The 24,820-nt window shown below is 67.0% G+C and carries 20 protein-coding genes; 7 read left to right on the top strand and 13 right to left on the bottom strand.

The annotated features are described in order from the left end of the window. Positions 1-29: 29 nt before the first annotated feature. Both AB0N24_RS02750 and rsmI read right to left on the bottom strand, forming a co-directional pair. The gene (locus AB0N24_RS02750) at positions 30-1,529 is read right to left on the bottom strand and encodes an NAD-dependent succinate-semialdehyde dehydrogenase (protein ID WP_364120101.1); all 1,500 of its coding nucleotides are present in this window, start codon (positions 1,527-1,529) and stop codon (positions 30-32) included. Between the two features lie 155 nt (positions 1,530-1,684). Further along, entirely contained in the window at positions 1,685-2,506 is an 822-nt protein-coding gene (gene rsmI, locus AB0N24_RS02745; RefSeq protein ID WP_364120629.1) for a 16S rRNA (cytidine(1402)-2'-O)-methyltransferase, read from the bottom strand. Between the two features lie 258 nt (positions 2,507-2,764). On the opposite strand from rsmI, the gene AB0N24_RS02740 reads away from it, so the two are divergent. Together AB0N24_RS02740 and AB0N24_RS02735 are read left to right on the top strand one after the other, a co-directional pair. Next, on the top strand, positions 2,765-4,471 hold the full coding sequence (locus AB0N24_RS02740; protein ID WP_364120099.1) for a phospholipid carrier-dependent glycosyltransferase: 1,707 nt from the start codon (positions 2,765-2,767) through the stop codon (positions 4,469-4,471). Positions 4,472-4,567: 96 nt separating this feature from the next. Further along, positions 4,568-6,397 carry an AMP-dependent synthetase/ligase gene (locus tag AB0N24_RS02735; RefSeq protein ID WP_364120096.1) on the top strand — a complete coding sequence of 610 codons (1,830 nt, stop codon included), beginning with the start codon at positions 4,568-4,570 and terminating at the stop codon, positions 6,395-6,397. Between the two features lie 31 nt (positions 6,398-6,428). On the opposite strand, the gene AB0N24_RS02730 is transcribed toward AB0N24_RS02735, so the two are convergent. Further along, positions 6,429-7,664 carry a TIGR01906 family membrane protein gene (locus tag AB0N24_RS02730; protein WP_364120093.1) on the bottom strand — a complete coding sequence of 412 codons (1,236 nt, stop codon included), beginning with the start codon at positions 7,662-7,664 and terminating at the stop codon, positions 6,429-6,431. Positions 7,665-7,815: 151 nt separating this feature from the next. Then, positions 7,816-8,808 carry a stage II sporulation protein M gene (locus AB0N24_RS02725; RefSeq protein WP_364120090.1) on the bottom strand — a complete coding sequence of 331 codons (993 nt, stop codon included), beginning with the start codon at positions 8,806-8,808 and terminating at the stop codon, positions 7,816-7,818. Between the two features lie 70 nt (positions 8,809-8,878). On the opposite strand from AB0N24_RS02725, the gene AB0N24_RS02720 reads away from it, so the two are divergent. Continuing rightward, positions 8,879-9,688, top strand: a complete 810-nt coding sequence (locus AB0N24_RS02720; protein WP_364120087.1) for an RDD family protein — start codon at positions 8,879-8,881, stop codon at positions 9,686-9,688. Between the two features lie 10 nt (positions 9,689-9,698). Here AB0N24_RS02720 and AB0N24_RS02715 read toward each other — a convergent pair whose 3' ends face one another. The 5 genes from AB0N24_RS02715 to AB0N24_RS02695 all read right to left on the bottom strand — a co-directional run bounded on the left by AB0N24_RS02715 (position 9,699) and on the right by AB0N24_RS02695 (position 14,815). After that, a complete protein-coding gene (locus tag AB0N24_RS02715) occupies positions 9,699-10,928 on the bottom strand; it encodes an Ig-like domain-containing protein (RefSeq protein ID WP_364120084.1) in 1,230 nt (409 codons plus the stop codon). Positions 10,929-11,058: 130 nt separating this feature from the next. Beyond that, positions 11,059-12,348: an Ig-like domain-containing protein gene (locus AB0N24_RS02710; RefSeq protein WP_364120081.1), complete on the bottom strand. Its 1,290-nt coding sequence runs from the start codon at positions 12,346-12,348 to the stop codon at positions 11,059-11,061. Between the two features lie 96 nt (positions 12,349-12,444). Then, positions 12,445-13,923, bottom strand: coding sequence for an adenosylhomocysteinase (ahcY, locus tag AB0N24_RS02705; protein ID WP_364120078.1), 1,479 nt, complete (start codon positions 13,921-13,923; stop codon positions 12,445-12,447). Positions 13,924-14,035: 112 nt separating this feature from the next. Further along, entirely contained in the window at positions 14,036-14,317 is a 282-nt protein-coding gene (locus AB0N24_RS02700; protein ID WP_364120075.1) for a hypothetical protein, read from the bottom strand. A gap of 108 nt (positions 14,318-14,425) precedes the next feature. Next, positions 14,426-14,815 (bottom strand): DUF3499 domain-containing protein, encoded by a 390-nt coding sequence (locus tag AB0N24_RS02695; RefSeq protein WP_104172709.1) that lies wholly within the window; start codon positions 14,813-14,815, stop codon positions 14,426-14,428. Positions 14,816-14,947: 132 nt separating this feature from the next. On the opposite strand from AB0N24_RS02695, the gene AB0N24_RS02690 reads away from it, so the two are divergent. Further along, on the top strand, positions 14,948-15,475 hold the full coding sequence (locus tag AB0N24_RS02690; protein ID WP_364120072.1) for a metallopeptidase family protein: 528 nt from the start codon (positions 14,948-14,950) through the stop codon (positions 15,473-15,475). 7 nt (positions 15,476-15,482) lie between these two features. On the opposite strand, the gene AB0N24_RS02685 is transcribed toward AB0N24_RS02690, so the two are convergent. The 3 genes from AB0N24_RS02685 to AB0N24_RS02675 are packed head-to-tail and all read right to left on the bottom strand — an operon-like array spanning position 15,483 to position 21,122. Further along, positions 15,483-17,225, bottom strand: coding sequence for a DUF5719 family protein (locus tag AB0N24_RS02685; RefSeq protein WP_364120069.1), 1,743 nt, complete (start codon positions 17,223-17,225; stop codon positions 15,483-15,485). Then, positions 17,218-20,577, bottom strand: a complete 3,360-nt coding sequence (locus AB0N24_RS02680; protein WP_364120626.1) for a glycosyltransferase — start codon at positions 20,575-20,577, stop codon at positions 17,218-17,220. The genes AB0N24_RS02685 and AB0N24_RS02680 overlap by 8 nt, the downstream gene beginning before the upstream one ends. Beyond that, positions 20,577-21,122 carry a WhiB family transcriptional regulator gene (locus AB0N24_RS02675; protein ID WP_104172713.1) on the bottom strand — a complete coding sequence of 182 codons (546 nt, stop codon included), beginning with the start codon at positions 21,120-21,122 and terminating at the stop codon, positions 20,577-20,579. Before AB0N24_RS02675 ends, AB0N24_RS02680 begins: the two co-directional genes overlap by 1 nt. A gap of 417 nt (positions 21,123-21,539) precedes the next feature. On the opposite strand from AB0N24_RS02675, the gene AB0N24_RS02670 reads away from it, so the two are divergent. After that, positions 21,540-22,244, top strand: a complete 705-nt coding sequence (locus AB0N24_RS02670) for a TIGR03089 family protein (RefSeq protein ID WP_364120066.1) — start codon at positions 21,540-21,542, stop codon at positions 22,242-22,244. A 6-nt stretch (positions 22,245-22,250) separates the two neighbouring features. On the opposite strand, the gene AB0N24_RS02665 is transcribed toward AB0N24_RS02670, so the two are convergent. Continuing rightward, positions 22,251-22,847, bottom strand: a complete 597-nt coding sequence (locus AB0N24_RS02665; RefSeq protein WP_364120063.1) for a GtrA family protein — start codon at positions 22,845-22,847, stop codon at positions 22,251-22,253. Positions 22,848-23,078: 231 nt separating this feature from the next. Between AB0N24_RS02665 and AB0N24_RS02660 the strand changes: the two genes are divergently transcribed. Together AB0N24_RS02660 and purE are read left to right on the top strand one after the other, a co-directional pair. Then, positions 23,079-24,224 carry a 5-(carboxyamino)imidazole ribonucleotide synthase gene (locus AB0N24_RS02660; RefSeq protein ID WP_364120623.1) on the top strand — a complete coding sequence of 382 codons (1,146 nt, stop codon included), beginning with the start codon at positions 23,079-23,081 and terminating at the stop codon, positions 24,222-24,224. Continuing rightward, positions 24,221-24,814 carry a 5-(carboxyamino)imidazole ribonucleotide mutase gene (purE, locus tag AB0N24_RS02655; RefSeq protein WP_364120060.1) on the top strand — a complete coding sequence of 198 codons (594 nt, stop codon included), beginning with the start codon at positions 24,221-24,223 and terminating at the stop codon, positions 24,812-24,814. Before AB0N24_RS02660 ends, purE begins: the two co-directional genes overlap by 4 nt. Positions 24,815-24,820: the final 6 nt, after the last annotated feature.

Raw genomic sequence — 24,820 nt, 5'->3', positions numbered from 1 at the left:
GCCGGAGAACTGCTTAGCCAGCGAACTGCTTAGCTGGCGTAGGGGTCGGCGATGCCGATGTACTGGGTGTAGAGGTATTCCTCGATGCCCTCGAGGCCGCCTTCGCGGCCCAGGCCGGACTGCTTGACGCCGCCGAAGGGTGCGGCGGCGTTGGACACGACGCCGGCGTTCAGGCCGAGCATGCCGGTCTCGAGGCGTTCGCCCATCCGGATGCCGCGGTTCAGGTCCTTGGTGAAGACGTACGCGACCAGGCCGTATTCGGTGTTGTTCGCCAGCCGGATCGCGTCGTCCTCGGTGGTGAAGGTGATGATCGGCGCGACGGGTCCGAAGATTTCCTCGGACAGGATCCGGGTGCCCTCGGTGACGCCGGTGAGGATGGTGGGCTGGTAGAAGTAGCCCGGCCCGTCCACCGGTCCGCCGCCGGCCACGGCCACGGCCCCGGAGGCTACGGCGTCGGTGACGAGTTCGTGGACCTTGTCCCGGCTCTTGGCATCGATCAGCGGACCGATCTTGGAGTGCGCTTCGGTGCCGCGGGCGGTGGTCATGTCCGCCATCTTCGCGGCGAACTTCTCCGCGAACTCGGCTGCGACGGACTCGTGCACAATGAACCGGTTGGCGGCGGTGCAGGCCTCGCCCATGTTCCGCAGCTTCGCCAGCATCGCCCCGGCAACCGCGGCGTCAATGTCGGCGTCCTCGAAGACCACGAACGGGGCGTTGCCGCCGAGCTCCATCGAGGTCCGCAGCACCGTTTCGGAGGCGTCCGAGAGCAGCCGGCGGCCCACCTCGGTGGAACCGGTGAAGGAGAGCTTGCGCAGCCGCTGATCCTTGATCAACGGCCCGGTGGTGGCACCGGCCGTCGAGGTCGGGATGACGTTCAGGACACCGGCGGGCAGGCCGGCCTCCATCATCACGGCGGCGAACAGCTGCGAGGTCAGCGGGGTCAGGTTCGCGGACTTGAGCACCATGGTGCAGCCGGCGGCCACGGCCGGGGCGATCTTCCGGGTGGCCATGGCCAGCGGGAAGTTCCACGGCGTGATCAGCAGGCACGGGCCTACCGGCTTTTTGGTCACCAGCAGCCGGGACTTCCCGTCCGGGGAGACCGAGTAGCGGCCGAACGCGCGGACGGCTTCCTCGGAGAACCAGCGCAGGAATTCGGCGCCGTAGGTGACCTCGCCGCGGGCCTCGGCCAGCGGCTTGCCCATCTCCATGGTCATCAGCAGCGCGAAGTCCTCGGCACGCTCGGTGACCATCTCGAAGGCACGGCGCAGGATCTCCCCGCGTTCACGGGCCGGGACCTGCGCCCAGGAATCCTGCGCGGCAGCGGCCGCGTCCAGGGCGGCCCTGCCGTCCTCGGGACCGGCGTCAGCGATGCTCAGCAGCACCTTCCCGGTGGCGGGGTCCTCGACGTCGAACGCCTTACCGGACGCCGCCGGGCGCCACTCGCCGTTGATCAGCAGTCCGGTCGGAACAGAAGCGAGCAGCTCGCTCTCGCGCTCCGCAGTAACGGTGGGCTGTGCAGTTACAGTCACGATGACTCCCTCGTCAGCAATTGGTGTTGGGGATGGGTTCAGCTCTCGGCTGCTTTAAAGCCACGGTACTGCCGCGCGCTGCGGAGCGTCTATGCATGCGCGCACTATGCACTTCAGTCTTTGCTGTGCAGCTGCACAAGCTCCGGACCCGGATTCTAGCGGGCGGCCAGGACCGCGGAGTAGAGCTCCCGTTTGCTGACTTTGGCGTCCTCGGCCACGGCAGCCACGGCCTCCTTCAGCCGGATTCCCTGCGCAATCAGGCCGTTGACGGCGGCCACATGGTCCTCGGGTTTGCCGGGTTCCCGCTCCGGCGCACCGCCCACCACGACGGCTATTTCCCCGCGCACCTCGTTGGTCTCTGCCCACAGGAGAAGTTCACGCAGCGAGCCGCGGATTACCTCTTCGTACGTCTTGGTCAGCTCACGGCACACGGCAGCCGGGCGGTCCGGTCCGAAGCGCTCCCGCAGCGCGCGCAGCATCGGTTCAAGCCGGTGGGGCGCCTCGAAGAACACCATGGTCCGCCGTTCGGCGTCGAGGTCCGACAGGCGGGAGGCGCGTTCGCCCGCCTTGCGGGGAAGGAACCCTTCAAAACAGAACCGGTCCGTGGGCAGGCCGGACAGCGCGAGGGCCGTCAGGACCGCGGACGGTCCCGGCACCGCGGTGACCGTCAGTCCGGCCGCCACCGCACCTTCAACGAGCCGGAAACCCGGATCCGAGACGGCGGGCATACCGGCGTCGGTCACCATCACGATGGTTTTCCCGGCGCGCACCTGGTCCAGGAGTTCGGCGGTCTTCGCCGCTTCGTTGTGCTCGTGGTAGCTGATCACCCGCCCGCCCACAGTGACCCCCAGGTTCTGCACCAGGCGGTGCAGGCGCCGGGTGTCCTCGGCGGCAACTATGTCCGCCGTGGTGAGGAGTTCAACCAGGCGCGGGGAGGCATCGCCGACGTTGCCGATGGGGGTCGCCGCAAGCACGATCCTGCCGGGCTGCCCTGCCGTGGAGCGGACCGCCGGTTCCCCGGCCGGCGCCGCAGCCGCAGCCGAATCCCTGCTCCAGTCCTCGTCCGTGGCATCGGCCGCGACGTCGGGCGCCCAGTCGGCATCGTCGGTAGCGACGATGTCGTCGGTGCTGCTGGCGCCATCGGAGCCGTTCGGGCGGGAAGAGCTTAGTTTTTGGTCCACACGACCAGCCTACTGCTGGCAGGCTCTTCCAGCGCCAAAAGGTAGCATGGGCACGTGACGCAGACCTCCGTACCTCCTGTCGAGGCCGACTCAGCCAGCCCGGCACAGCCGGCGTCCGGGACGTTGGGACGAAACCTTGAGGGGCACCGGTGGATCCGCCGGCCGCGGGAGGCCTTCACGGAAAGCGCCCTCCAGGAACGGCTGCTCGGAACCATCCGCAGTTGGCGGGACTATCCGCCGTCGCTGCGGCTATGGTTCTGGCTGATTCCGGCCATCACGGCGGCGATCGGCGGCGTCCTTCGTTTTGTCCGCCTGGAGGTTCCCCGGAGTCTGGTGTTTGACGAGACGTACTACGTCAAGGACGGCTATTCGCTCCTGGTCAGCGGCTACGAGCGGAGCTGGCCCGACAAGGCCAACGAATCCTTCGTGGCAGGGAATCCTGAAGTCATCCTGTCCTCCCCGGAGTACGTGGTGCACCCGCCGGTGGGCAAATGGATGATCGCGGCAGGAATGTGGCTGTTCGGCCCGGATAACCCCCTGGGCTGGCGGTTCAGCGCGGCGCTGACCGGGACCCTGTCCATCCTCCTGATCGCCCTGATCGCGCAGAAACTTTTCCATTCGCTGACCCTGGGGGCCGTGGCCGGCCTCCTGCTGGCAGTGGACGGCCACCACCTGGTGATGTCCAGGACCTCCCTGCTGGACATCTTCCTGATGTTCTGGATCCTCGCCGCTTTCGGTGCGCTCCTGATGGACCGCGACGACGGCCGGCGGCGGCTGGCCGCGAAGCTGGGCCGCGAGTCCGCCGCAGCCGCGGACGGCAGGCCGTCGGTGCTTCAGCTGGTTTCCGGACCGTGGCTGGGTGTCCGCTGGTGGCGCGTTGCAGCCGGGGTCTGCCTGGGCCTGGCCGTGGGCACCAAGTGGTCCGCACTGTTCTTCATGGCTGCCTTCGGGTTGCTGACCGTCTTCTGGGATCTGAGCGCGCGCCGGATCGCGGGGATCCGCGGCTGGATCAGCGGCGGCATCATCAAGGACGGAATTCCCGCTTTCCTGAGCATCGTCCCGGTTGCCGCCCTGGTGTACGTTTCCACGTGGGCCGGCTGGTTCCAGTCGAAGGATGCGTACTTCCGCCACTGGGCCGACACCAACCCCTCGGCCCAGTGGGGCTGGATCCCGGGGCCGCTGCGGTCCCTGGCCCACTACCACCTGGAAGCCTACAAATTCCATCAGGGGCTCAGCTCCGACCACCCGTACGAGGCCAGCGCCTGGAGCTGGCTGGTGATGGGGCGCCCCACGTCGTTCTTCTACGAGTCCCCCAAACAGGGAAGCCCTGGCTGCGACGTTGCCAGCTGCACGTCGGCCATCCTCTCGGTGGGCAATCCCCTGATCTGGTGGAGCGCCACGGTGTCGCTGGTGATCCTGCTCTTCTGGTGGGCAGGCCGCCGCGACTGGCGGGCCGGTGCCGTCCTGGCGGGGGTCGGCGCGGGCTACCTCCCGTGGTTCCTGTATCCGGAACGGACCATGTTCACCTTTTACGCCGTGTCCTTTGAACCGTTCCTGGTGCTCGCCCTGACGTATTGCCTGGGCCTGGTTCTCGGACGACGGGAGGACCCGTTATGGCGCCGACGCTCCGGGCTGTACCTGGTGGTGCTGTTTGTGGCCGGCGCCGTGCTGCTCTCGGCGTTTTTCTACCCCATCTGGACCGCGGAAATCATTCCTTACCAGGACTGGCGGTTCCGGATGTGGATGCCGTCCTGGATCTAGGGCAGGATTGCAGGGGTGCCGCGTGTGCGGCGGAACCACGAACAAGGGAACGCGGCACCGGGAAATCGAACCACGGATCCGGAACGGAGACTGGCTGTGAGAGAAGCAAGCACTGAACTGCTCGTGGAGCTGGATCAGGACAGCAACGTCACTGACCTGCTGCTCGGGCAGCAGGCCAAGGACCCTTCCCACGCCGTGTACTCCCGCAAGGGTCCCAACGGCTGGGTTGACGTCCCGGCCGGGCAGTTCCTGGATAAGGCCAGGGCACTTGCCAAAGGCCTGATCGCCGGGGGCCTGGCGCCGGGCTACACCGTGGCCGTGATGTCCGGAACACGGTACGAGTGGACCCTCGTGGACTTCGCCATCTGGTTTGCCGGCGGCGTGACCGTTCCGGTTTATGAGACCTCCTCGGCTACCCAGGTCGAGTGGATCCTGCACGACTCCGGCGCCCGCAGGGTGTTCGTCGAGGACCGGGCCAAGGAGGAACTGGTGGCCGGCGTCCTGGCGGACTCCGAGCTGCTCGGCAACGCTGTGCTGACGGTTGTGCGGATGGACGACGACGGCGCCGCACCCAACCTGGCGAGCCTCGCCGCGGCAGGCACCGGGGTCACCGACGCGGAGCTGGAGCGGCACCGCAGCACAGCAGGCCTGGCCGACGTCGCCTCGCTGGTTTACACCTCCGGGACCACCGGCAAGCCCAAGGGCTGCGAGATAACGCACGGCAACTTCGCCCTCGTGGCCGCCAACATTGTGGAATTCCTGCCTGAGCTCCTGCGGCAGGAGGGTGCCCGGACGCTGATGTTCCTCCCGCTCGCCCATGTCCTGGCCCGCGCCGTCCAGGTGGTGTGCCTCAGCGCCGGAGTAACGCTGGGCCACACTTCAGGTGCCGCCCAGCTGCTGGAGGATCTGGCCACCTTCAAGCCCACCTTCCTGCTGGTGGTGCCCAGGATTTTTGAAAAGGTCCATGCGGGTGCCAGCCATAAGGCGGACCTCGCCGGAAAGACGCGGCTGTTCGCCGCTGCTTCCGCTGTGGCCATCGATTACTCCAAGGCCCTCGACGCTGCGGCCCGCGGAACGGGCACCGGGCCCGGCCTCGTGCTCCGCACGAAGCACGCCGTCTTTGACCGGCTGCTCTACCCCAGGCTGCGCCAGGCATTCGGTGGCCAGGTCAGGTACACCGTTTCCGGCGCCAGCCCGCTGAGCTCCAACGATGCGCACTTCTTCCGCGGCGCAGGAATCCCCGTGCTCGAGGGCTACGGGCTCACCGAGACCACGGCCCCGTGCACCGCCAACACCCCGTCGCGGACCAGGGTGGGCACGGTGGGCATCCCCGTGCCCGGAACCACCATCCGGGTCGCAGAGGACGGCGAGATCCTGGTCAAGGGCATCGGCGTCTTCAAGGGCTACCACGCCAACGAGGCCGCCAACGCGGAAGCATTTGTGGACGGGTTCCTCCGCACCGGGGACCTCGGTTCGCTGGATGAGGACGGATTCCTCACCATCACCGGCCGCAAGAAGGATCTCCTCGTGACCGCCGGAGGCAAGAACGTGGCACCCGGACCGCTGGAGGAAAAAATCCGGGAGCATCAGCTCGTGGCGCAGGCCGTGGTGGTGGGCGACGGGCGGCCGTTCGTTTCGGCGCTGGTCAACCTCGATCCGGAAGGCCTGGAAAACTGGTGCTCGGCCCGGAAGATTCCGGTCATGGGTGTTGCCGAAGCCACGTCCGATGACCAGGTCCGCGAGGCTGTCCAGGGCGCGATCGACCAGGCCAACCAGCTGGTGTCCAAGGCGGAGTCCATCCGCAGCTTCGCCCTGCTGGATACTGAATTCACGGTTGAGTCAGGCCACCTGACGCCGTCGCTGAAACTCAAGCGGGCCGCCGTCGTCAGCGACTTCGAGGAGCACATCAACAGGCTGTACCGCTAGCACCGGGGCGGTCCGCGGCACCCGGGGCTGCCTACACCGCGGCTGCTTCGTCCTGGGCTGTCCCGTCCTTTGCAGCGCCGTCCTTGGCGTTACCGTCCTTGGCAATGCCCCGGCGCTTCCTGGTGGGCCAGGTAAGGACCAGCGTCACTACGGAGGCGATCAGCACGAGGGCTCCGATTACGATCCCGGCATCAACCCAGAACTGTCCCGGGAAGAGCCGGATGAGGGTGTCTTCCAGGGCGAACGTCCAAGTCCCGTTGGCGAAGAAGATCCGGTGGAATTCCGTGAAGAACTGCTGCCAGCCCAGCGCCGCCAGTGTGCCCAGCCCAAGGATTATCACGAGGGTGACGATGGAGCCGGCGAACAGGCCGCGCCGGACTCCCCCGGTGCTGCGGCGCCGCAGGTAGATGATGGCAATGATGGCCAGCAGGATCAGCAGCGTGCCCCCGGCAAAAGCGGACAGGATGACCAGTTTGACGTCGGCCATGTGGCTGACTTCGCCTTCCTGGAACAGCGGATCGCCGCTGCGGTTCACGAGCTCGCCGAGATACCGCGGGCCGGACCAGTTGCTGAGGTAGTCCACTGCGTAGGACCCGTACGTCATGCGGTCATCGGTGCTGAAGCCGTAACCGTCGCCGGGGAAACCGGGACGGTTGTATTCCACCCACAGGAACAACGGGCTGGTGACAGCGCGCACGGCAAGGACCAACAGGATCACCGGGTAGAAGGCAGCCAGCAGGACCTGCATCACGCGGGGCAGGACGGGCTTGGTGTTGGCAGCGTGCTCGCGCTCGGCGTTCCGGCGCGCCACCTCATCCTGCGGCGGGCGCACCTGGAGTGCCGAGGTGGGGAGTGGTTCCCGGAAGTGCGTCCCCCTCCCCTGCGGCTCGGAGGCTGCGGGCTCGCCGGCGGCCTCCGCGGCTTTGCGGTCCGCGCGGCTCCCGGCCTGGGGCGGCGCGGCAGCCGGCGGCGTTCCGGTCCGGGATGTAGCGGCCTGGCTTGTAGCGTTAGGGGATGCAGCGGTCGGGGATGCAGCGGTCTGGGCCGTCCCGCCCTGGCGTGCCGGGGTACCGGCGGACGCTGCCGGCTGGTCCTTGGCAGCGTCAGGGGCCGCCCTTCCGGCCGGGGCTGCTCCCTTTGCCGTTACCGCTGTGCCTGCTCCCGCAGCGGCGGGCTTCATCCAGTCGAACGCGGGTTCGTCAGTGTCATCGGCGGGATCCAGATGCGGATCCTGCCGATTCGGCGGGGTGGGAGTCTTCTCAGTCACTGCAGCTTCACTTCCGTAGGCGTCCGCGCTGCCCTGACACCGCCAGGCAACGCTACTTTATCTCCAGATGAGCCTACCGTCAGGCACTCCATGGCGGGAGGTGCCACCCCGTTCCGCACCGGATTCAGGCAGCGGGATTCAGGAGCGGGAATCAGGCGGCCAGGGCCGTGTACCCGGCATCCGCGCTGTCCAGATCGCCGCTGGCCCCGGAACGGTAGGCGCGCCGGCCGCAGACAAGGACGTAGGTCCAGTACGCAGCGAGTACCGCGGCGCCGATTCCGATCTTCGCCCACACGGGAAGGCCGCTGGGTGTGACGAACCCTTCCACGAGGCCGGAGACGAACAGCACCAGGACAAGTCCCAGTGCCACGGTGATCAGGGAACGTCCTTCCGCCGCCACGGCTTGGCCCCTGGTCCGGGGCCCCGGCGAAACCAGCGCCCAGAAGATCTTCAACCCGGCCGCGCAGGCAATGAACACCGCGGTGAGCTCCATCAGCCCGTGGGGAAGGATGTAGCTGAAGAACACATCCGATTTGCCGACGGCGGCGAAGACGCCTGCCGCGACACCCACGCCCTGGGCATTGCCAAACAGGATCATGGGAACCCAGAAGCCGGTGATGCCGAGGGCCACCGCCTGGGCCGAGATCCACGCATTGTTGGTCCAGACGGCACCGGCAAATGAAGCCGCGGGATTCTCCGAGTAGTAGTCGATGAAGTCTTTTTCGACGTATTGCTTGATCGCGGAGTCCGACCCGAGGGCACGGAGCGCATCCGGTGACGTGGCGATCCACAGCGCGTACGCGCCCGCGATCAGGCAGAACGCCAGACCGCACCAGACGGTAAGCCAGCGGAGCCGGTAGAACGCCGCCGGCAGCGCGATAACGAAGAACCCGGCGAGGTCGTCCATGAAGTTGGACCGTGCCCCGGTGAAGCGGGTGCGGGCCTGCGCAAGGGTGGCCGACAGCGTGGCGGAGAGCCCGCTCTCCGGCGCAACGGAGCGCAGCAGGGACAGATGCGATGACGTGGCCTGATAAAGGCGCAGCAGTTCGTCGGCCTCGCTCCCGTTGAGCCGCCGTTTGTACGCCAGCACGTAGAGCCGCGCCCATTTGTCCCCGTTGACCGCGGAGAACGCATCGATGTCCACGGCACTACCCTAGCGCGCCCGGATTAGACTGTGAGCGTTCGTAGGTGGCGTGTAGGGACGGGGACCCGGCTTGAGCTCAATCATCACAGGTGAAGCAGTTGTACTGGAGCTGCGCCCGGCGTCGTTCGCGGCGCGGGCTCTGGGCGTGATTCTGGACGTCATCGCCAACATAGTCCTCCTCATTGGAATGATGGCAGTGATTGCGTCCGCCTACAGCGACCTGGACGGAGCGGCGGCGCGCACTTTGGTGTTGGTCAGCGTGGTGTTCTGCTTCGTGATCCTCCCCGTGGCGGTGGAGACCCTCACCCGGGGCCTGTCGCTTGGCAAGCTGGCCGCCGGGCTCCGGATCGTGCGGGACGACGGCGGCGCCATCCGGTTCCGCCACGCACTGATCCGTGGCCTCATTGGATTCCTGGAGATCTACATGACGTTCGGCGGGCTGGCCATCGCCGTCGCGCTGTTCAATGACAAGTCCAAGCGGCTCGGGGATGTTGTCGCAGGAACCTACTCGCTCCGGCGCCGTGTGCCCGCGGAACCGCCGTTTGTCCCGTTCGTTCCTCCGCATCTGAGGTCCTGGGCTGCGCTGGCTGACATCGGCCGGATACCGGACGCCGTAGCCCGCCGGGCCGCGCAGTTCATCCGCCAGGCCGGCCGGATGTCGCCGTCGTCGCGCGCATCAATGGCGGCGTCGCTGGCCAACGAGGTTTCAGCCTGTGTGGCCCCGCCGCCGCCTGCCGGCACAGGCCCGGAAGAATACCTGGCGGCAGTCCTGGTGGAGCGCCGCGAGCGTGAACTGACCAGGCTGAGCCGGGCGCGGGCACGCAGTACCCGTGTGGGGGAACGGCTGAACCGCATCCCCTATGGCCGGGACACGCTCTAGGCCGCAGGCGCTATCGCTTGGCGTACTGCGCCCAGGGAATGTTCCAGTCGCCGTAGCCCTCGAGCGGCTCCACCGGCGGGGCGCCCGTATTCAGCGTCTGAACGACGTCGCCCGTCTTCATGTTGTTGAAGAACCAGGACGCGTCCGCCGGCAGCAGGCCGACGCAACCATGCGAGACGTTGACCCTGCCTACATAGCTCCAGGCAGACTCCAGCGCCTGGTGGACGTAAACGCCGGAGGAGGTCAGCCTGTTAGCGTATTCCACGGTCAGCGGCGGGTAATAGCCCTTGTCACCGGGCTTGAGGCCGATGCTGCCGGCATTGAACTTTGAGTGGCGTTCCTGTTCCATGATCACGGCGTACCCGGTGGGTGAGAGCCATTCCGCGTCGCCCAGGGTCACGGGGGCGGTCTTCACCAGCTGGCCGTCAAAATATACGTTCATGGTTTTGGTGACATCATCCACGATGGCGACGCGCTGCGGGCCGACCTTGAAACTGACTTTCGTGTCGACGTTGCCGATCATCTTGTTCCCGAAATCCACCCCGAACAGCTTCAGGTCCACGGTGACCTGGCTTCCGGAGGCCCAGAACGCCTCCGGCCGGATGCGTACGCGCTGGTCGGAATACCAGCGCCAAGCGACCGCCTGACCCGAAGACGCCGTGACAGTAACGGCCTTCTCCATGGCCGCCTTGTTCAGGACCGGCTCGGAAAAGACGATTTCGATAGGCTGGCCCGAGCCCACGGTGGACCCGTTCTGCGGGTACACGGCGGCGTCGGCCTCGTTGGCCGTGGCCACTGTGGTGAACGTCTGGGTCTTCCTGGTTTCGCGGCCCGCCTGGTCCACGATCGTGAAGGCGTACTCGTAGTCGGCGTCGAACTCCAAGGTGCCCAGGGCGGTCCAGGTGGAACCGTCTGCGCTCAGGGTGCCCTTGACCGGCTCGCCCCCTGCGGTTGCCAGGACGACGTCCTTAACCGTTCCGTTGACTGCTTTGACGGACGGTGCGACGGCTGGGTTGACTGCCGCAGCGCCGTCCGTGGGGGTCACGCCGAGCTCTACGGCCTTGACGACCGGCGCAGCCAGTCCAGGTTCGTTGCGGACCGGGCTTGAAGACTCTGACTGGAAGACGGGCTCAGCCCAGCTGGGGGCCGTGGCAACACCGATGCCGCCGGCAGCCACCGCTGCGCAGATGGCGGCGACGCCCAGTATCTTCATGGTTTTACGCTTGCGGACTTCAGTCATGACCTTCTCCATGTCCCCCGACAGGCCTCTGCTCAGCCCCATATCGTCTCGGTCTCATTCAGTGGGGCGCCCTTCAGCTCCCGGCACTGACCAGACGATTTTACCGCACGTTTACCGCACGACGGGCGGGTCAATTGGCGTACTGGGGCCAGGGGATGTTCCAGTCGCCGAAGCCGTCGTCGAAGTTGGCGTTCTCGCCCTCGGTGTTGACCACCTGGACGACGTCCCCGGTGGTCATGTTGTCGAAGACCCATTTGGCGCCGTCCGGGCCGAGCCCGATGCAACCGTGCGACAGGTTGGCCACACCGATGTAGGGCATCGCGGAGTCCGTGGCCTGGTGGATGAACTCTCCGCTGGGCGTGAGGCGCGTGGCGTAGTTAACGTCAAGCTCGCCGTAGTAGGCCGGGTCGTCCGGCTTCAGCCCAATGCTGGAGGCAGACATGTGCTCCACGCGGTACTTCTCCATGAACACAAGGAAGCCCCGGGCCGACGGGAACCGGGTGTCACCCATGGTGGCGGGCCATGAGCCCGCCGGTTTGTCATTAACGCTCACCGAAAACGTGTGCGCCGTCGCGTCGGCGACGGCGACTTTCTTGTCGCCGACGTGGACCGTGACCAACTTGTTAAAGTTTCCGATCTGCCCGTTGCCGAAATCGATGCCGAACAGCTGCATGTCCATGGTCACCGTGCTGTTGGCGGCCCAGAAGTTCTCGGCCCGGTACCGCACCATGCTGTCGCTGAACCAGTGGAATGCGCCCGCCTGGCCGGACGTCGAGGAGATCTTGATGGCCTTCTCCACTGCATCCTTGTTCAGCACGGGTTCGCTGAACGTGATCTGCAGTGGCTGCGCTACGCCAACCTTCATGCCGTCCAGCGGGTAGACGGCGGCATCCGCTTCGTTGGCCGTCGTCACAGTGGTGAACGTGCGTGTGTCATTGGCCTTGCGGCCTGCAGCGTCGGTCACCACGAAGTTGTAGGTGTAGCTGCTGTTGAACTGCAGGGGGCCGGCGGCTGACCAGCCGGTTCCATCCTGGCTGAGGCTCCCCTCGACGGCTTCCCCGTCGCTGTCCGTCAGGGCCACCCGATCAATGCTTCCGTTGGTGACGCGGAGCGACACCGGCGCTGCCGGATTCACCTGCTGTGCACCGTCTGCCGGGGAGGCCGTAAGCTGCACCGGCGCCACCACCGGTGCCGCCAGTCCCGGCGTCGAACGTTCAGCGGAGCCGGCCTCGGATTCAAAGGCGGCGCGGCCGGAACCCGGGGCGACGGCCGCGAAAACTCCCCCGCCCGCGGCCAGCAGGCAGAGTGCTCCCAAGAGGATCACCTTCCTGGTGGTGGTCCGGTGTTCCCGTGCCGTCACAGCCCGGGGACCATTGCAGTCGTCATGGTCCCAGCCTAGGCCACCCACCTTGGAGTTCACGGGGAAACCGGCAACACAAGGGTCACGAAGATGGGCCCCGGATCTCGATCCGGGGCCCATCGGGTTCAGCTTTCTGCCGGGATGGCAGCCTCAGTCCTAGTAACGGTAGTGATCCGGCTTGTACGGGCCTGCAACGTCCAGGTCCAGGTACGAGGCCTGCTCCTTGGACAGTTCCGTCAGCTCGACGCCCAGGGCATCCAGGTGCAGCCGGGCGACCTTCTCGTCGAGGATCTTCGGCAGGACGTAGACCTGCTTCCCGTACTCCCGCTCACCCTCGGGCTGGTCCCGCTTGGTGAACAGTTCAATCTGCGCAATCGTCTGGTTCGCGAAGGAGTTGCTCATCACGAAGGACGGGTGGCCGGTGGCGTTGCCCAGGTTCAGCAGGCGGCCTTCGGAGAGGACGATGATGGACCGCTCGTCCGCAGTACCGGCGTCGAGGACCCACTCGTGCACCTGCGGCTTGATTTCAACCTTCTTGATACCCGGAATCCGCGCCAGGCCGGCCATGTCGATCTCGTTGTCGAAGTGGCCGATGTTGCCGACGATCGCCTTGTCACGCATGCCGGCCATGTGCTCGGCCATGATGACGTCCTTGTTCCCGGTGGTGGTGATGAAGATGTGTCCTTCGCTGAGGACGCTCTCCAGCTTGGCCACCTGGTAGCCGTCCATGGCTGCCTGCAGCGCACAGATCGGATCGATCTCGGTGACAATCACGCGGGAACCCTGCCCGCGGAAGGCCTCCGCAGCGCCCTTGCCGACGTCGCCATAGCCGCAGACGACGGCGACCTTGCCGCCCATCAGGACGTCCGTGGCGCGGTTGATGCCGTCCGGCAGCGAGTGGCGGATGCCGTACTTGTTGTCGAACTTGCTCTTGGTCACCGAGTCGTTGACGTTGATGGCCGGGAAGAGCAGCTTGCCCTGCTCAGCCAACTGGTACAGGCGGTGCACGCCGGTGGTGGTCTCTTCCGTGACACCGAGCAGGCGGGAGCCGATGCGGGTCCACTTCTGCGGGTCCCGGGTGAGGGAAGCCGTCAGCACGTCAAGGAAGACGCGGCCCTCGTCGGACTCGTCCTCCGCTGCGGCCGGCACGGATCCGAGGGCTTCGAACTCGACACCCTTGTGCACCAGCATGGTGGCGTCGCCGCCGTCGTCGAGGATCATGTTCGGGCCAAGGTCCGGGTTGCTGTCCGCGCCGGGCCAGGTCAGGATCTGCTCGGCGGTCCACCAGTATTCCTCGAGGGTCTCGCCCTTCCACGCGAACACTGGAACACCCTGCGGGTCCCCAACCGTGCCCTTGCCCACCACAACGGCGGCTGCGGCTTCGTCCTGGGTGGAGAAGATGTTGCAGGAAGCCCAGCGGACCTCGGCGCCCAACGCGGTGAGGGTTTCGATCAGCACGGCGGTCTGGACCGTCATGTGGAGGGATCCGGCAATCCGGGCGCCCTTGAGCGGCTGGCTGGCACCGAACTCTTCGCGCAGGGACATGAGGCCGGGCATCTCGTGTTCCGCAAGGCGGATCTGGTGGCGGCCGGCCTCGGCCAGGGAGATGTCGGCAACCTTGTAGTCGAAAGTCATGTGAGTCCTTGTGTTGTATCCGGGGAGTTTTGGAACGGAGGGATGGCGCGGCCCTTCGGCGAACTATGGGAAGTTCGGTGCCGGGCGGGCGCGCGATGGGCCGGCCGGTCAGTTATTCGGCGCTGGCAGGGTCTTCCGCGGCGGAACTGGAGGACGCGGAACCGGACGCGGCGGATGCCCGCCCGCCGTCGTGCTGGTCCGAAGAGGCGGCGGTAGCGGCGGAAAGCAGTTCCGGCGGCAGGAGCAGCGGGATGCCGTCCTCGATGGCGTAGCGCAGCTTTTCCCCGGAGTCACCGGCGGCGGTCGAGACGAGTTCTTCGCCTTCCTGGACCAGCGTGGAGCCGGTAACGGGGCAACGCAGGACAGACAACAGGTCAGGACTGATCTTTGGCATAGTGGATGCTCCTGATGGGCGCCGCAGCGGGCGCACCGGTGGCCGATGGATTTGCAGCTTCCAGCGTACAAGCTTCCCGGCGGTGCCGCGTTTTGGGACGGATGCGGCTTAGGACGGTTCGCGGAGGATGCGCAGGTGTCCGCGCCGGGTACCTTCCCCCACGGGAGGGGCCTCGAGCGCGGCGTGCGCGGACCGCTGGCCCGGAACAGTGTCCGCGGCGGAGGGCCGCAGCGCCGCCTCCCGGACGGCGTTGGCCAGGGCCAAAAGGTCATCGGGACCCGGCTGCGGCGGCGTGGCCGGCATGGCCAGGCGCAGGACTTCCCAGCCTCTCGGCACCGTCAGCGACCCGGCGTGCTGTTCGCACAAATCGTAACAATGCGGTTCCGCGTACGTGGCCAGCGGACCCAGAACAGCCGTGGAGTCCGCATATACGTACGTCAAAGTTGCCACCGCTGACTTGCGGCAGGCCGATCTTGAACATTGACGAATAGCACCCACGACATCACAGACTACTCCCCGTTTAAGGCGCCGCCGTGCATTCCGGTCCGTGGCGCCGCAGACAGTCCCGATGGCCCGTGTGGCGTTTCGGGTTATGTCGCGTATTTCAGGCGGCGGGTTTAGAGTCAATGTATGCAGCAATCGCACCACGTTCCGGGGTTTACGGTCCGGTTGGCTGACCCGGGAGCCGGCCAGCCGGCGGACAGCGCCACGCCCGCGGAAGCGGTCCGCGGGAGGAGCTTTCGAGAGCGCCGCAGGAACCGCCATGGCCGTGGCCTGCGCGGCGAACTGATGCTGCCCACCCTGCCCGGATACCGCACCCGTTCGGACCGCTTCGACGAGATGGTCATGGACTCCGCCCAGCGTCTGCATGACATCTGGGGGAAGCCCCTGGACGGTGTCAGATTTGCCGTTGACGAGATCCCGCAGGGCCTCGAACAGCTGGTTGCGGACCGGTCCCCCGCACCCATGGGCCTGTATGAACCCGCCACCGCCGGGGAAGGTCCGGTGATCACGCTCTACCGCCGGGTCATCGAGAACGCCTGCTCCGGCCGGGAGGAGCTCCAGGACCTGGTGCACGACGTCGTGGTGGAACGCACCGCCGAAATGCTGGGGGTCGCGCCGGAGACACTGGACCCCGTGTACCGACGCCGCTACTAGCCTTCCGCTAGTAGCCCAGTTTTACCGCGACCTGCTCCTGGCCGGCTGCGCCGGGGGCCACTGCCACCGTGGCGACGTCCGCGCGCCCTTCCTGCTCCAGCAGCACCGCGCCGTAGGCGGCATCACCGGCTGCTGACACAACGTATCCGAGCACGGGCGCCCCGCCCACTTCGTCCGGCACCTTAACGAGCGCCGTTGTACCGCCGGCAAGGTCAGCGGTGGCGGCTGCACGGAGCTTGCCGTCGGCCGTGATCGGCGTATAGGTGATCTTGGCCCGGTCATCGGGAGCCCCCAGGACCAGGTACCGCTCTCCGCTGCGCGGCACGGCCACCACATGCTGGCTGCCGAGCCTGGCTGACGACGGCGACCACGCGAAGTCCGTGGCGCTGTCCGACTTCAGCCCGCGGGTGACCCGGGCAGCAGCGGCGAACGAAACATCGGCGCTGGCCGCCACGGTGTACTGGCCGGCCGGGACACCGGCGAGGGAGACCTCGGTCACGGACCCGCCCTTGGCCGTGACAACGCCGCCGCCCGGCAGTGCCTTTTGGCCGTCGCGTCCATAGAGCTTGATTTCGACCACGGCGTCGGCCGGACCGGGAACAGCAATCTGCAGGGCCGGTGCGGCGTCGGCAAAACCCTGTTTGGCAGCGAGGGACCTGGCGGAAGCCGGATCCTGGATGTCCACCCCGGACATCACCTGCCGGGTTGCCGGGGCCACCCCGGGCACAATGAAGTCCACGCCGCCCGGCGTGAGTCCCCGGAGGGTGCTTTGCTGGACGACGGCGGTGACCGGCCCTCCGGCACTGCGTGCGTGGATGCTCAGCTTCTCCTGATCCGGTACCAGCCCGGCCAGCACGATTGAACGGGTAGTCCCCGGTGCGACCAGGAGCCCCCTGCTGCCGGGCGCCTGGATCTGGCCCTGCGCGCCGTACAGGTCCAGGCTGACGGTGGCCGGGGTGCTGGAGGCGTTGCTGAGGTTCAGTACGGAGGTCCGGCCCAGCGCGGTGTTCGCCCCGACCAGCCACAGATCGTTGGCCGGCTGCTGGCAGCCCGCGGCGGCCGAGCCCTGGAGGTCGCCGTCGGTGGCGGTGTAGCTCATGACGGCTCCGGCCGTGGCCTGCTGGTTACCCACCGCGTCCGCGCTCAGGACACTGACGGAGTCCACAGCCCGTTGGGACACGACGCCTGCCAGCAGTGGGGCGGGCCCGGCCGCGGCGGTGGGCGTGCCGGGGTCCTTGGCGATTTCGGTGAGGGCGGCGCCATTCAGCTCGGCCAGCCTGCTGCCGGGCAGCACACCGGCATTGGTGCTCAGCACGGCGGCGTCGACCAAACTCCTGGCCGTGGCCGACTCCGGGCTGAACTGCGGGTCCGTACCCACGGGAGTGCCTTCCAAAAGCCGGGCCGGGCCGGGGCAGATCCCCACATTGCTTCCCGCGGGGACGGCCGCCAGCGGCGCTTCAAGCTTGCGGCTGCCAGCGCTTTGCGGCGCCATCGACGCCGCCGCCACCAGGCTTCCCGCGGCAGCCACGATCACGACTGCGGAGGCGAGCCCGGCAACCGTTCCGCGGACGGACGTTCCGCGGACGGATTTTCCGTGTCCAGTGAACCGCTTCAGGCGGACGGCCGCCGGAGCGGGTACTGCTTCGTTGGTCCCTGCGTCAGAGCCGTCCGCCGGGACGTTTGCACCCGCCGCGGCGGTCACGCCGTCCCGGCTGGCTTCCGGTACGCCGTCGTTCTCGTCCTTATGCATGCTGATGTTCCTTACGCAGGGAGCCTTCGTCCCGGGAGAGGCCGGTGTTCGGCCGGCGGGCAGGCATCGGGACGGCCAACAGGACCGTCAGGCCGATGACGACCGCCTGGACGACCGCGGTCCACACCGCCCACTGGTTTTCGTAACGGATGGTGAGCTGGCCTGCCTGGGCGGGGAGCGTGAATGCCTGGGACCAGCCGGATGTGGTGGACGTCAGGCGACGGCCATCCATCCACGCTGACCATCCCGGATCGGCGCGTTCGGCGAGGACCACGAGCCGGCCTTCCGGTCCTTCCGGAACAGCGGCGTCAACGCTTTCCAGGCCGGACGGGACGAGCCCGATCGCGGCGCCGGAGCCGTCAACGATGCGTACCCGGTGGGCAACGTCCGCGGCGTCGATGACCGGCTGGTTCAGCGGGCTGATCCGCCAGAGCCAGCCGACGTTGGTCTGCCCAACAGCCACTAGTCCGGGCACGGCATCCATCCGGCTCGCGGTCAGCTGCGCAGCGGTGTCCGAGGCCCGGAGGACAACGAATCCGGCTCCGAGGCGTTCCAGCTCCGGACGCGGGTCAACGCCCTGCCCGGCGACTACGGTGGCCACGACGCTTCGCAGGGCTGCCGTGACGGCGTCGTCATCCCTGACGGTTTCCGCGCCGGGGTCGCCCATGATGTTGCGGGCGGCCGCGATGGTGGACAGGCCGTCCAGGGTGGTGCCGGCGCCTCTCACTATGGACGCATCAAAGGTGCCGTCCTCCAGCGTGTCGATAACCAGCGTCCTTGCCTGCTCCGGCCCCTGGCCGCGGTCGATGGCCGTGGCGGGAAGAGTGCGGGCGGCCGTGGGAACGATCTGCCGTGGGGTGCCCAACGGTGAGGTTTCCGCCGCTGCAGGTGCATCCCCGGATGCCGACTGTAAAAGGTTCTGCGCGGCCCAGGCGGTCAGGCCGGCCACGGGTCCGGCGAGGAGCAGCACCATGGCAAGGACGGAGACTGACTTGAGGGCGATCCTTCGGGCGGCCGGAGCGGCGGCCGGCTGCTCAGCGAAGGAGAGCAGCCCGTCGGCCCCGATCAGGGCGGCGCCCAGCAGCGCGAATCCGGCTGCGGACACGGCAGGTCCGGTGAAGGGCGTGACGAGCATGTCGGCGCTGGCGCCGGTGGCGACGTGGCCGGCGAGCCAGCCGCCGGCCAGGATGATCAGTCCGGCTACCCACAAGGCGCGGGCCACGCGGGTGCGCTTACCCGGGACGAACAGCGCCGCCGTCGCGAGGGCCAGGACCGGAGCCCCGACCAGCAGGGCCAGGAGCAGGGCCCACGGGACGGCGGATCCGTCGAACATCGGAAGGCCGGCCAGGCCGCCGTCGGCATCGAAATTGAGCGGTTGTCCCAGAATCTGCTGCCACAACGGCGCGCCATCAAAACCGAGCGGCACGCCCGGGTCTGCCAGCAGCGCCCGGGGACGGTCAAGCACGGAAACACCGAACGGAACAAAAAGTGCGGCGCTGGGAAACAGTGCCCACCATACGGTGCGGCCGCGCCTGCCCAGGAAGATCCCGGCCAGGACAACCACGAGGACGGACGGAAGCAGCAGCGACGGCGCCGCTGCCGCCACAACGGCAAGTGCCAGGCCCGCCGCCGCAGCGGCCGTCCAGGACGGTGTCCCGTTGACACCCGGCTTGGTGGGAGGCTTTTCCGTGAACCGCCGGTCCCCTGCTTCGGGAACGGCAAAGCGTCCCTGACCGCGGGCGGTGCCGGTGGCACGCAACAGCGCCAGTACCAGCAGCGGCATCATGATGTGCGCAACGAGTGCTCCCAACCGCCCTTGGTTCAGCGCGATCTGAAGGGCGGGCGCGCCGCCCCACACAAGGGCTGCCACGAGGCGGAACCGCCGGCGCGTGGTCACGCCGCCGGCCGCGAACCACGCGGCGAGGCCGGAGAGCGGCATGGCCAGCAGCAGAAGCCAGGCCAGGGCGCTGTTCGCGTCGCCTCCGCCGGCAAGGCCGAGGATCCACAGGAGGAATGCGAAAGGGTCGCCGCGGCCGGGCAGTCCTGCGCCCAGCCCGATCCACCAACCGGTCGCGTGGTGCCAAATGTCCGAGACCTTGGAGGAGAGCGGAATCAGCGCTCCGCCGGAGACGGCTTCGGCCCGGAAAAATCCGGAGAGCCCAATCAACGAGGCCGCCGCCGTCAGGAACACGGCGAGGAGGGCACCGCTGCCCACCCAGCCGCGTTCGGAGGTGGTCAGTGCGGCGAAATCGTCCGTGGAGTCACCGCTGGGCTGTTCGGCCAGCGGATCGGTCCTGGCGGCGTCCTCGGCCGAATCGTCGGCGCCCAGGGCTTCGATGAGGGAACGCCGGTGCGCCCAGACTTCACGCCGCGGGGTCTGGAGTCCTTTGATGACAGAGCGGCGGATCTTCCGGGTCCGGGCAGCCTCGCGGCGTCCGCGGATCACGGCACCGGGCCGGCCCAGTGCCACGAACGTCGCCATGAGCTGGGAGAATCCGTGGCCGGGGTCCTTGACGGCAATACTCAGGACGAGCTTGAAGAGGCTCCCGAGCAGCGCTCCCGCCGCGTGCAGAGGCACCTTCCACCACACGGCGTGCTTGAGGCGCAGGTGAACCTGGGCTTTGCGGGCGGCGCTGGCGCTTCCCAGCGCATGCGGCCGGTGCGAAACGTGGAACATCCGTGCGGTCGGCACCACCACCACGCGGTGCCCGGCCAGCCGGTTGCGCCAGCAGAAGTCGACGTCGTCCCCGGTGCCGGGCAGTCCGGGGTCAAAGCCGCCCAGTTCTTCCCAGACGTCCCGGCGCACCAGCATGCCGGCGGAGTTGACCGCAAAGGTATCGCTGCGGCCGTCGTACTGCCCCTGGTCAAGTTCGTCCGCCTCGATGAGGGTCAGCCGCTCAGCCCAGCGGCTGGTGGAAAGTCCGACGTCGATCAGGCGGCGCCGGGCGTTCCAGTCCAGTTGCTTGCAGCCTGCCACTGTCACCGACGGTGCCCGCTCCACGGCATGCAGCAGTTCGGCGAGGGCCTCCGGGGCGGGTGCTGCATCGTCGTGCAGCAGCCAGACCCACTCTGTGTCGGCCCCGGGCCGGTCAGGATCCCAGGGGTCCACGGCGGCCAGGCCGGCCTTGACCGCGTCCCCCATCCCGCTCCTACCCTGCTGGAAGGTGGTGATATTGGCTTCGCCGAACGCGTCGTCAAGCAGAGCCACGGAATTGTCCCGCGAGCCGGTATCGACGCCGATAAAAGCGTCCACCGGACGGGTCTGCTCCGACAAAGCCGCCAGGGTCATGGGGAGATAGTCACCGCCGTTGTGGGCGACCACAACGGCGGTGACATGTACTACTTGAAGAATTAGACTGCCCGCTTCCTCAGCCGACGGCGCTCGCGCTCGGAGAGGCCTCCCCAAATGCCAAAGCGTTCGTCATTCGACAGCGCGTATTCCAGGCACTGTGAGCGAACGTTGCAGGCGCCGCAGACCTTCTTGGCGTCACGGGTGGAGCCTCCCTTTTCGGGGAAGAAAGCCTCCGGATCAGTCTGGGCGCACAGTGCGTCCGTCTGCCATCCAAGTTCGCCTTCGTCGTCGAAGTCCTGTTGGAAGGGAAGGCCGATCCAGACCGGCTGCGCGGTGGTTTCCGAATGAAGGGTCTGCAGTTCCATCGGAGGATCGTGCAGATCATTGTCCTGGTCCGGGTTGCCAGCCAGCAGCGCCTCGTGCGCTGCCAGGAAAGCAGTTGCCTGGTCCTGCAGTGAATCGTTGGTGCTTTGGTTGTACCGTTCGGCAGCATCCGGATCGGCCGGATCTACATACCAATCGCTTGGTACCCCCCGCGAACGGTACTTTGCCGACGCCTGACCGGCGACGACGGCATCTTCATGGATACGCTCAACTTGCCCCATTATGGCGTCCCTCCTGATGTTGCTGCCCTTGCTGTGAATACCTGGACACTCGGTTGTGTGGCCTGTATTTGCGCAAGGGCTTTCGATAACTAATTACACGTGTGTAAGTCGTTGGGAGTCAAGCGGCAGCGGGATAATAATCAATTTGGAAGACAATCCGCCGCCACGCCACGCCCGGGGTTTTTTGGCCGACTCGCCGCAATCACCGCGATTTTGACAGCCTACTGACTAGTTTCTGGGAATTTCCCGGGAATCCGGGGGCTTATGCCCTCCGCGCTTCATTTAGGCTAACAAAGTTAGTTATCCGCACGTGTCGGAGATCACATGAGGCCGGACGCTGCGCCCCGGTCCCCTGGCTTCCTGCCCCGCCCCCGGACGCACCTCCCGCGCCCGCGGGCACCGTGGCAAGATGTTGGCATGAGCATCCCCGCGATCGACTTGATGACTGCACTGCGTTCCGGCCACTCCACTTCCCCGCGACTGACCTGGTACGGACCTGACGCCGAGAGGGTGGAGCTGTCCGGCCGCGTCCTGGACAACTGGGTCGCCAAGACCAGCAACCTGCTGCAGGACGAACTCGACGCGGAGCCCGGGACGCGGCTGCGGCTGGACCTTCCGGCGCACTGGAAGTCCATGATCCTGGCCCTTGCCGCCTGGCAGCTTGGGATGGAGATTGTCCTTGACTCCGGCGAGGCCGAACTGCTCGCCACCCACTCACCGGAATCCGCTCACCAGGAGTCGGGGTTCGACGCCGTTATTGCAGTGCCGCTTCCGGCACTGGCAATGCGCTGGCCCGGAGAGCTGCCGCCCGGCGTCGTTGACTTCGGCGCCGAGGTCCGCTCGCACGGTGACGTTTTTATGGCCCACGTCGATCCGGAAGCTTCCGGGCGGGCGGTCACGTCAGCGGCCGGCACGGCCCATGTGCACTCTGACCTGCTCACAGGCTTCGCGGCGGCCCACGACGCCGGAGTGCGGCTGCTGGTCCGCGCCGCGGACGGCCTCGAGGCTGCCCTGGTCCAGTCGCTGGGCGCCTGGCACAACGACGGCTCCGTTGTGCTTGTCCACCCGGACGTCAAGGTGACCGACAAGCTCCTCAGCGACGAACGCGTAAAGGGAGCCTAGGCCCCGCTAGTTCATCCGGTCCGGGCTCCGGTCCGGGCTGGGGAGGTCCGGGTCATTGAGCTTCGCTTCCGACTCGCTGCCGGGAACGTGGACTGCGTGCTTGTTCTGGTGGTGGTGCAGCTCGATGATCTCGTGGTCGTGCGAGAATGCCGGCTCTTCGTCGAGTTCCTTGTTGAAGACGAGGAAGCGGTAAGCGAAGAAGCGCACCACCGTAGCTACCAGGATGCCGGCCACACCGGCCAGGAACAGCATGTTCTTGTCCGTGATGCCGAAGGAATACTTGGCCAGGGCCGTGAACCCGGTGGAGATGCCGATACCGATGCCGTTGATCAGGATGAACATAAAGAACTCACGGATCACGTTGTCCTGGCGGCGATGCCGGAAGGTCCAGAAGCGGTTGGCGATCCAGGAGAAAATCGTAGCGACAGTGGCGCCCACAAACCTGGCTTTGGCCTCACTGTCCGTCATCGGGCCGTGCATCAGGTAGTAGGTCAGGCCGTTATCGATAACGAAGGCGACACCGCCGACGGCGCCGAACTTTGCCACCTCACGCCAGAAGAGTGAGGCGAGTCCGCGCAATCGTTCTGCAAGTGTGTAAATCATGACCCTCCATGGCCGTCTGAGATTTCAGGCCACAGGGCCAAGGACCCATTTTAGCCCGTAAAGCTGGGAGGAGTCCCGACGGCCTTGCAAGGCAGCCGGGTACGGGGACCGAAATGACGCAAAATCCGGGCCGAAACGATGCGAAAGCCCGGAACACCCCCGCTCTTCTGTAGGCTGGCTCTTGTGACTTTTCCAGTAATCGGCGTAGTTGGCGGAGGCCAACTTGCCCGCATGATGGCCCCCGCCGCAACGGCCTTGGGCTTTGAACTCCGTGTCCTGGCCGAAGGCGAGGACGTATCCGCAGTCTCCGCTGTGCCGACGTCGCCGGTAGGTGACTACAAGGACCTTGACGCCCTGCTGGAGTTCTCCAGAGGGCTGGACGTCATGACGTTTGACCATGAACACGTCCCCAACGACCACCTGCGTGCGCTGCAGGAGGCCGGCGTCAATGTACAGCCCGGCCCGGACGCCTTGGTCCACGCGCAGGACAAGCTGGTGATGCGCGCGGCCATCGACCGGCTGGAGCTGCCGAACCCGGTATGGGCCTCGGTTGCCGACGTCGAGGCCCTGGTCGCCTTCGGCGAGGACACCGGCTGGCCCGTGGTGCTGAAGACGCCCCGCGGCGGTTATGACGGCAAGGGCGTCCGCATCGTCGGGTCCGTTGCGGAAGCCGCGGACACCGCGGACTGGTTTGCGGCCATGACTCCCCTGCTGGCGGAGGCCAAGGTCGAGTTCAGCCGTGAGCTGTCTGCGCTCGTTGCCAGGACTCCGGACGGTGAATCCCGTGCGTGGCCCGTTGTCCACACCATCCAGGTGGACGGCGTCTGCGACGAAGTGATCGCCCCCGCCCAGGACATCCCCCTCGAAGTGGCGGCAGCTGCCGAAGACGCGGCGATCCGCATTGCCAACGAACTCGGCGTCACCGGCGTCATGGCTGTGGAACTCTTCGAGACCCCTGGGGTTGGCTCCGGCTTCCTGGTTAACGAGCTCGCCATGCGTCCGCACAACACCGGCCACTGGACCCAGGACGGATCGGTGACGAGCCAGTTCGAGCAGCACCTGCGCGCAGTGCTGAACCTGCCCCTCGGCGCCACGGACGCCTTGGGCCCGGTGGTAGTGATGAAGAATTTCCTCGGCGGCGAGAACCAGGAGCTGTACTCTGCCTTTCCGCAGGCCATGGCCACCGAACCGGCAGCGAAGATCCATTGCTACGGCAAATCGGTCCGGCCCGGCCGGAAGATCGGCCACGTCAACCTGGTGGGCGCCTCGGCTGCTGACGTCGATTCCGTCCGGCAGCGTGCCACGACCGTCGCCAGCATCATCCGTGACGGCCGGGCACCGGCCCGGACATCGCAAGACTCCGAGGAGACCGCATGAGCACACGCACAGCATCAATCCACGCCGCTGACACGGATTCAGCCGCGCCGATCGTGGGCCTCGTTATGGGGTCCGACTCGGACTGGCCGGTCATGGAAGCTGCAGCGGAGGCCCTGTCCGAATTCGGCATCCCCTTCGAAGCCGATGTGGTCTCGGCCCACCGGATGCCCACCGAAATGATCCGCTACGGCCAGACCGCCCACGAGCGCGGACTGCGCGTCATCATCGCCGGAGCCGGCGGCGCGGCGCACCTGCCCGGCATGCTGGCTTCCGTGACCCCGCTGCCGGTCATCGGCGTTCCCGTCCCGCTGAAGACGCTCGACGGCATGGACTCGCTGCTGTCCATCGTCCAGATGCCCGCCGGCGTGCCGGTGGCCACCGTGTCGATCGCGGGCGCACGAAACGCCGGCCTGCTGGCCGTCCGGATGCTGGCCTCCGGGACGGACGACCTCGCCGTCCGCCTGCGCGGCGAGCTGATCGAATTCGCCCAGGAGCTCAACGACGTAGCCACCCGCAAGGGCGCGAACCTGCGCCACAAAGTCAGCGAAGTGTTCTCCGACGGCAACGTCGTTCTCCGGGGCAGCCGTTAGGAATCA

This window comes from Arthrobacter sp. NPDC093128, assembly GCF_040683875.1.
Lineage (GTDB): Bacteria > Actinomycetota > Actinomycetes > Actinomycetales > Micrococcaceae > Arthrobacter.
This window is presented reverse-complemented; position numbering and strand designations above follow the sequence as displayed.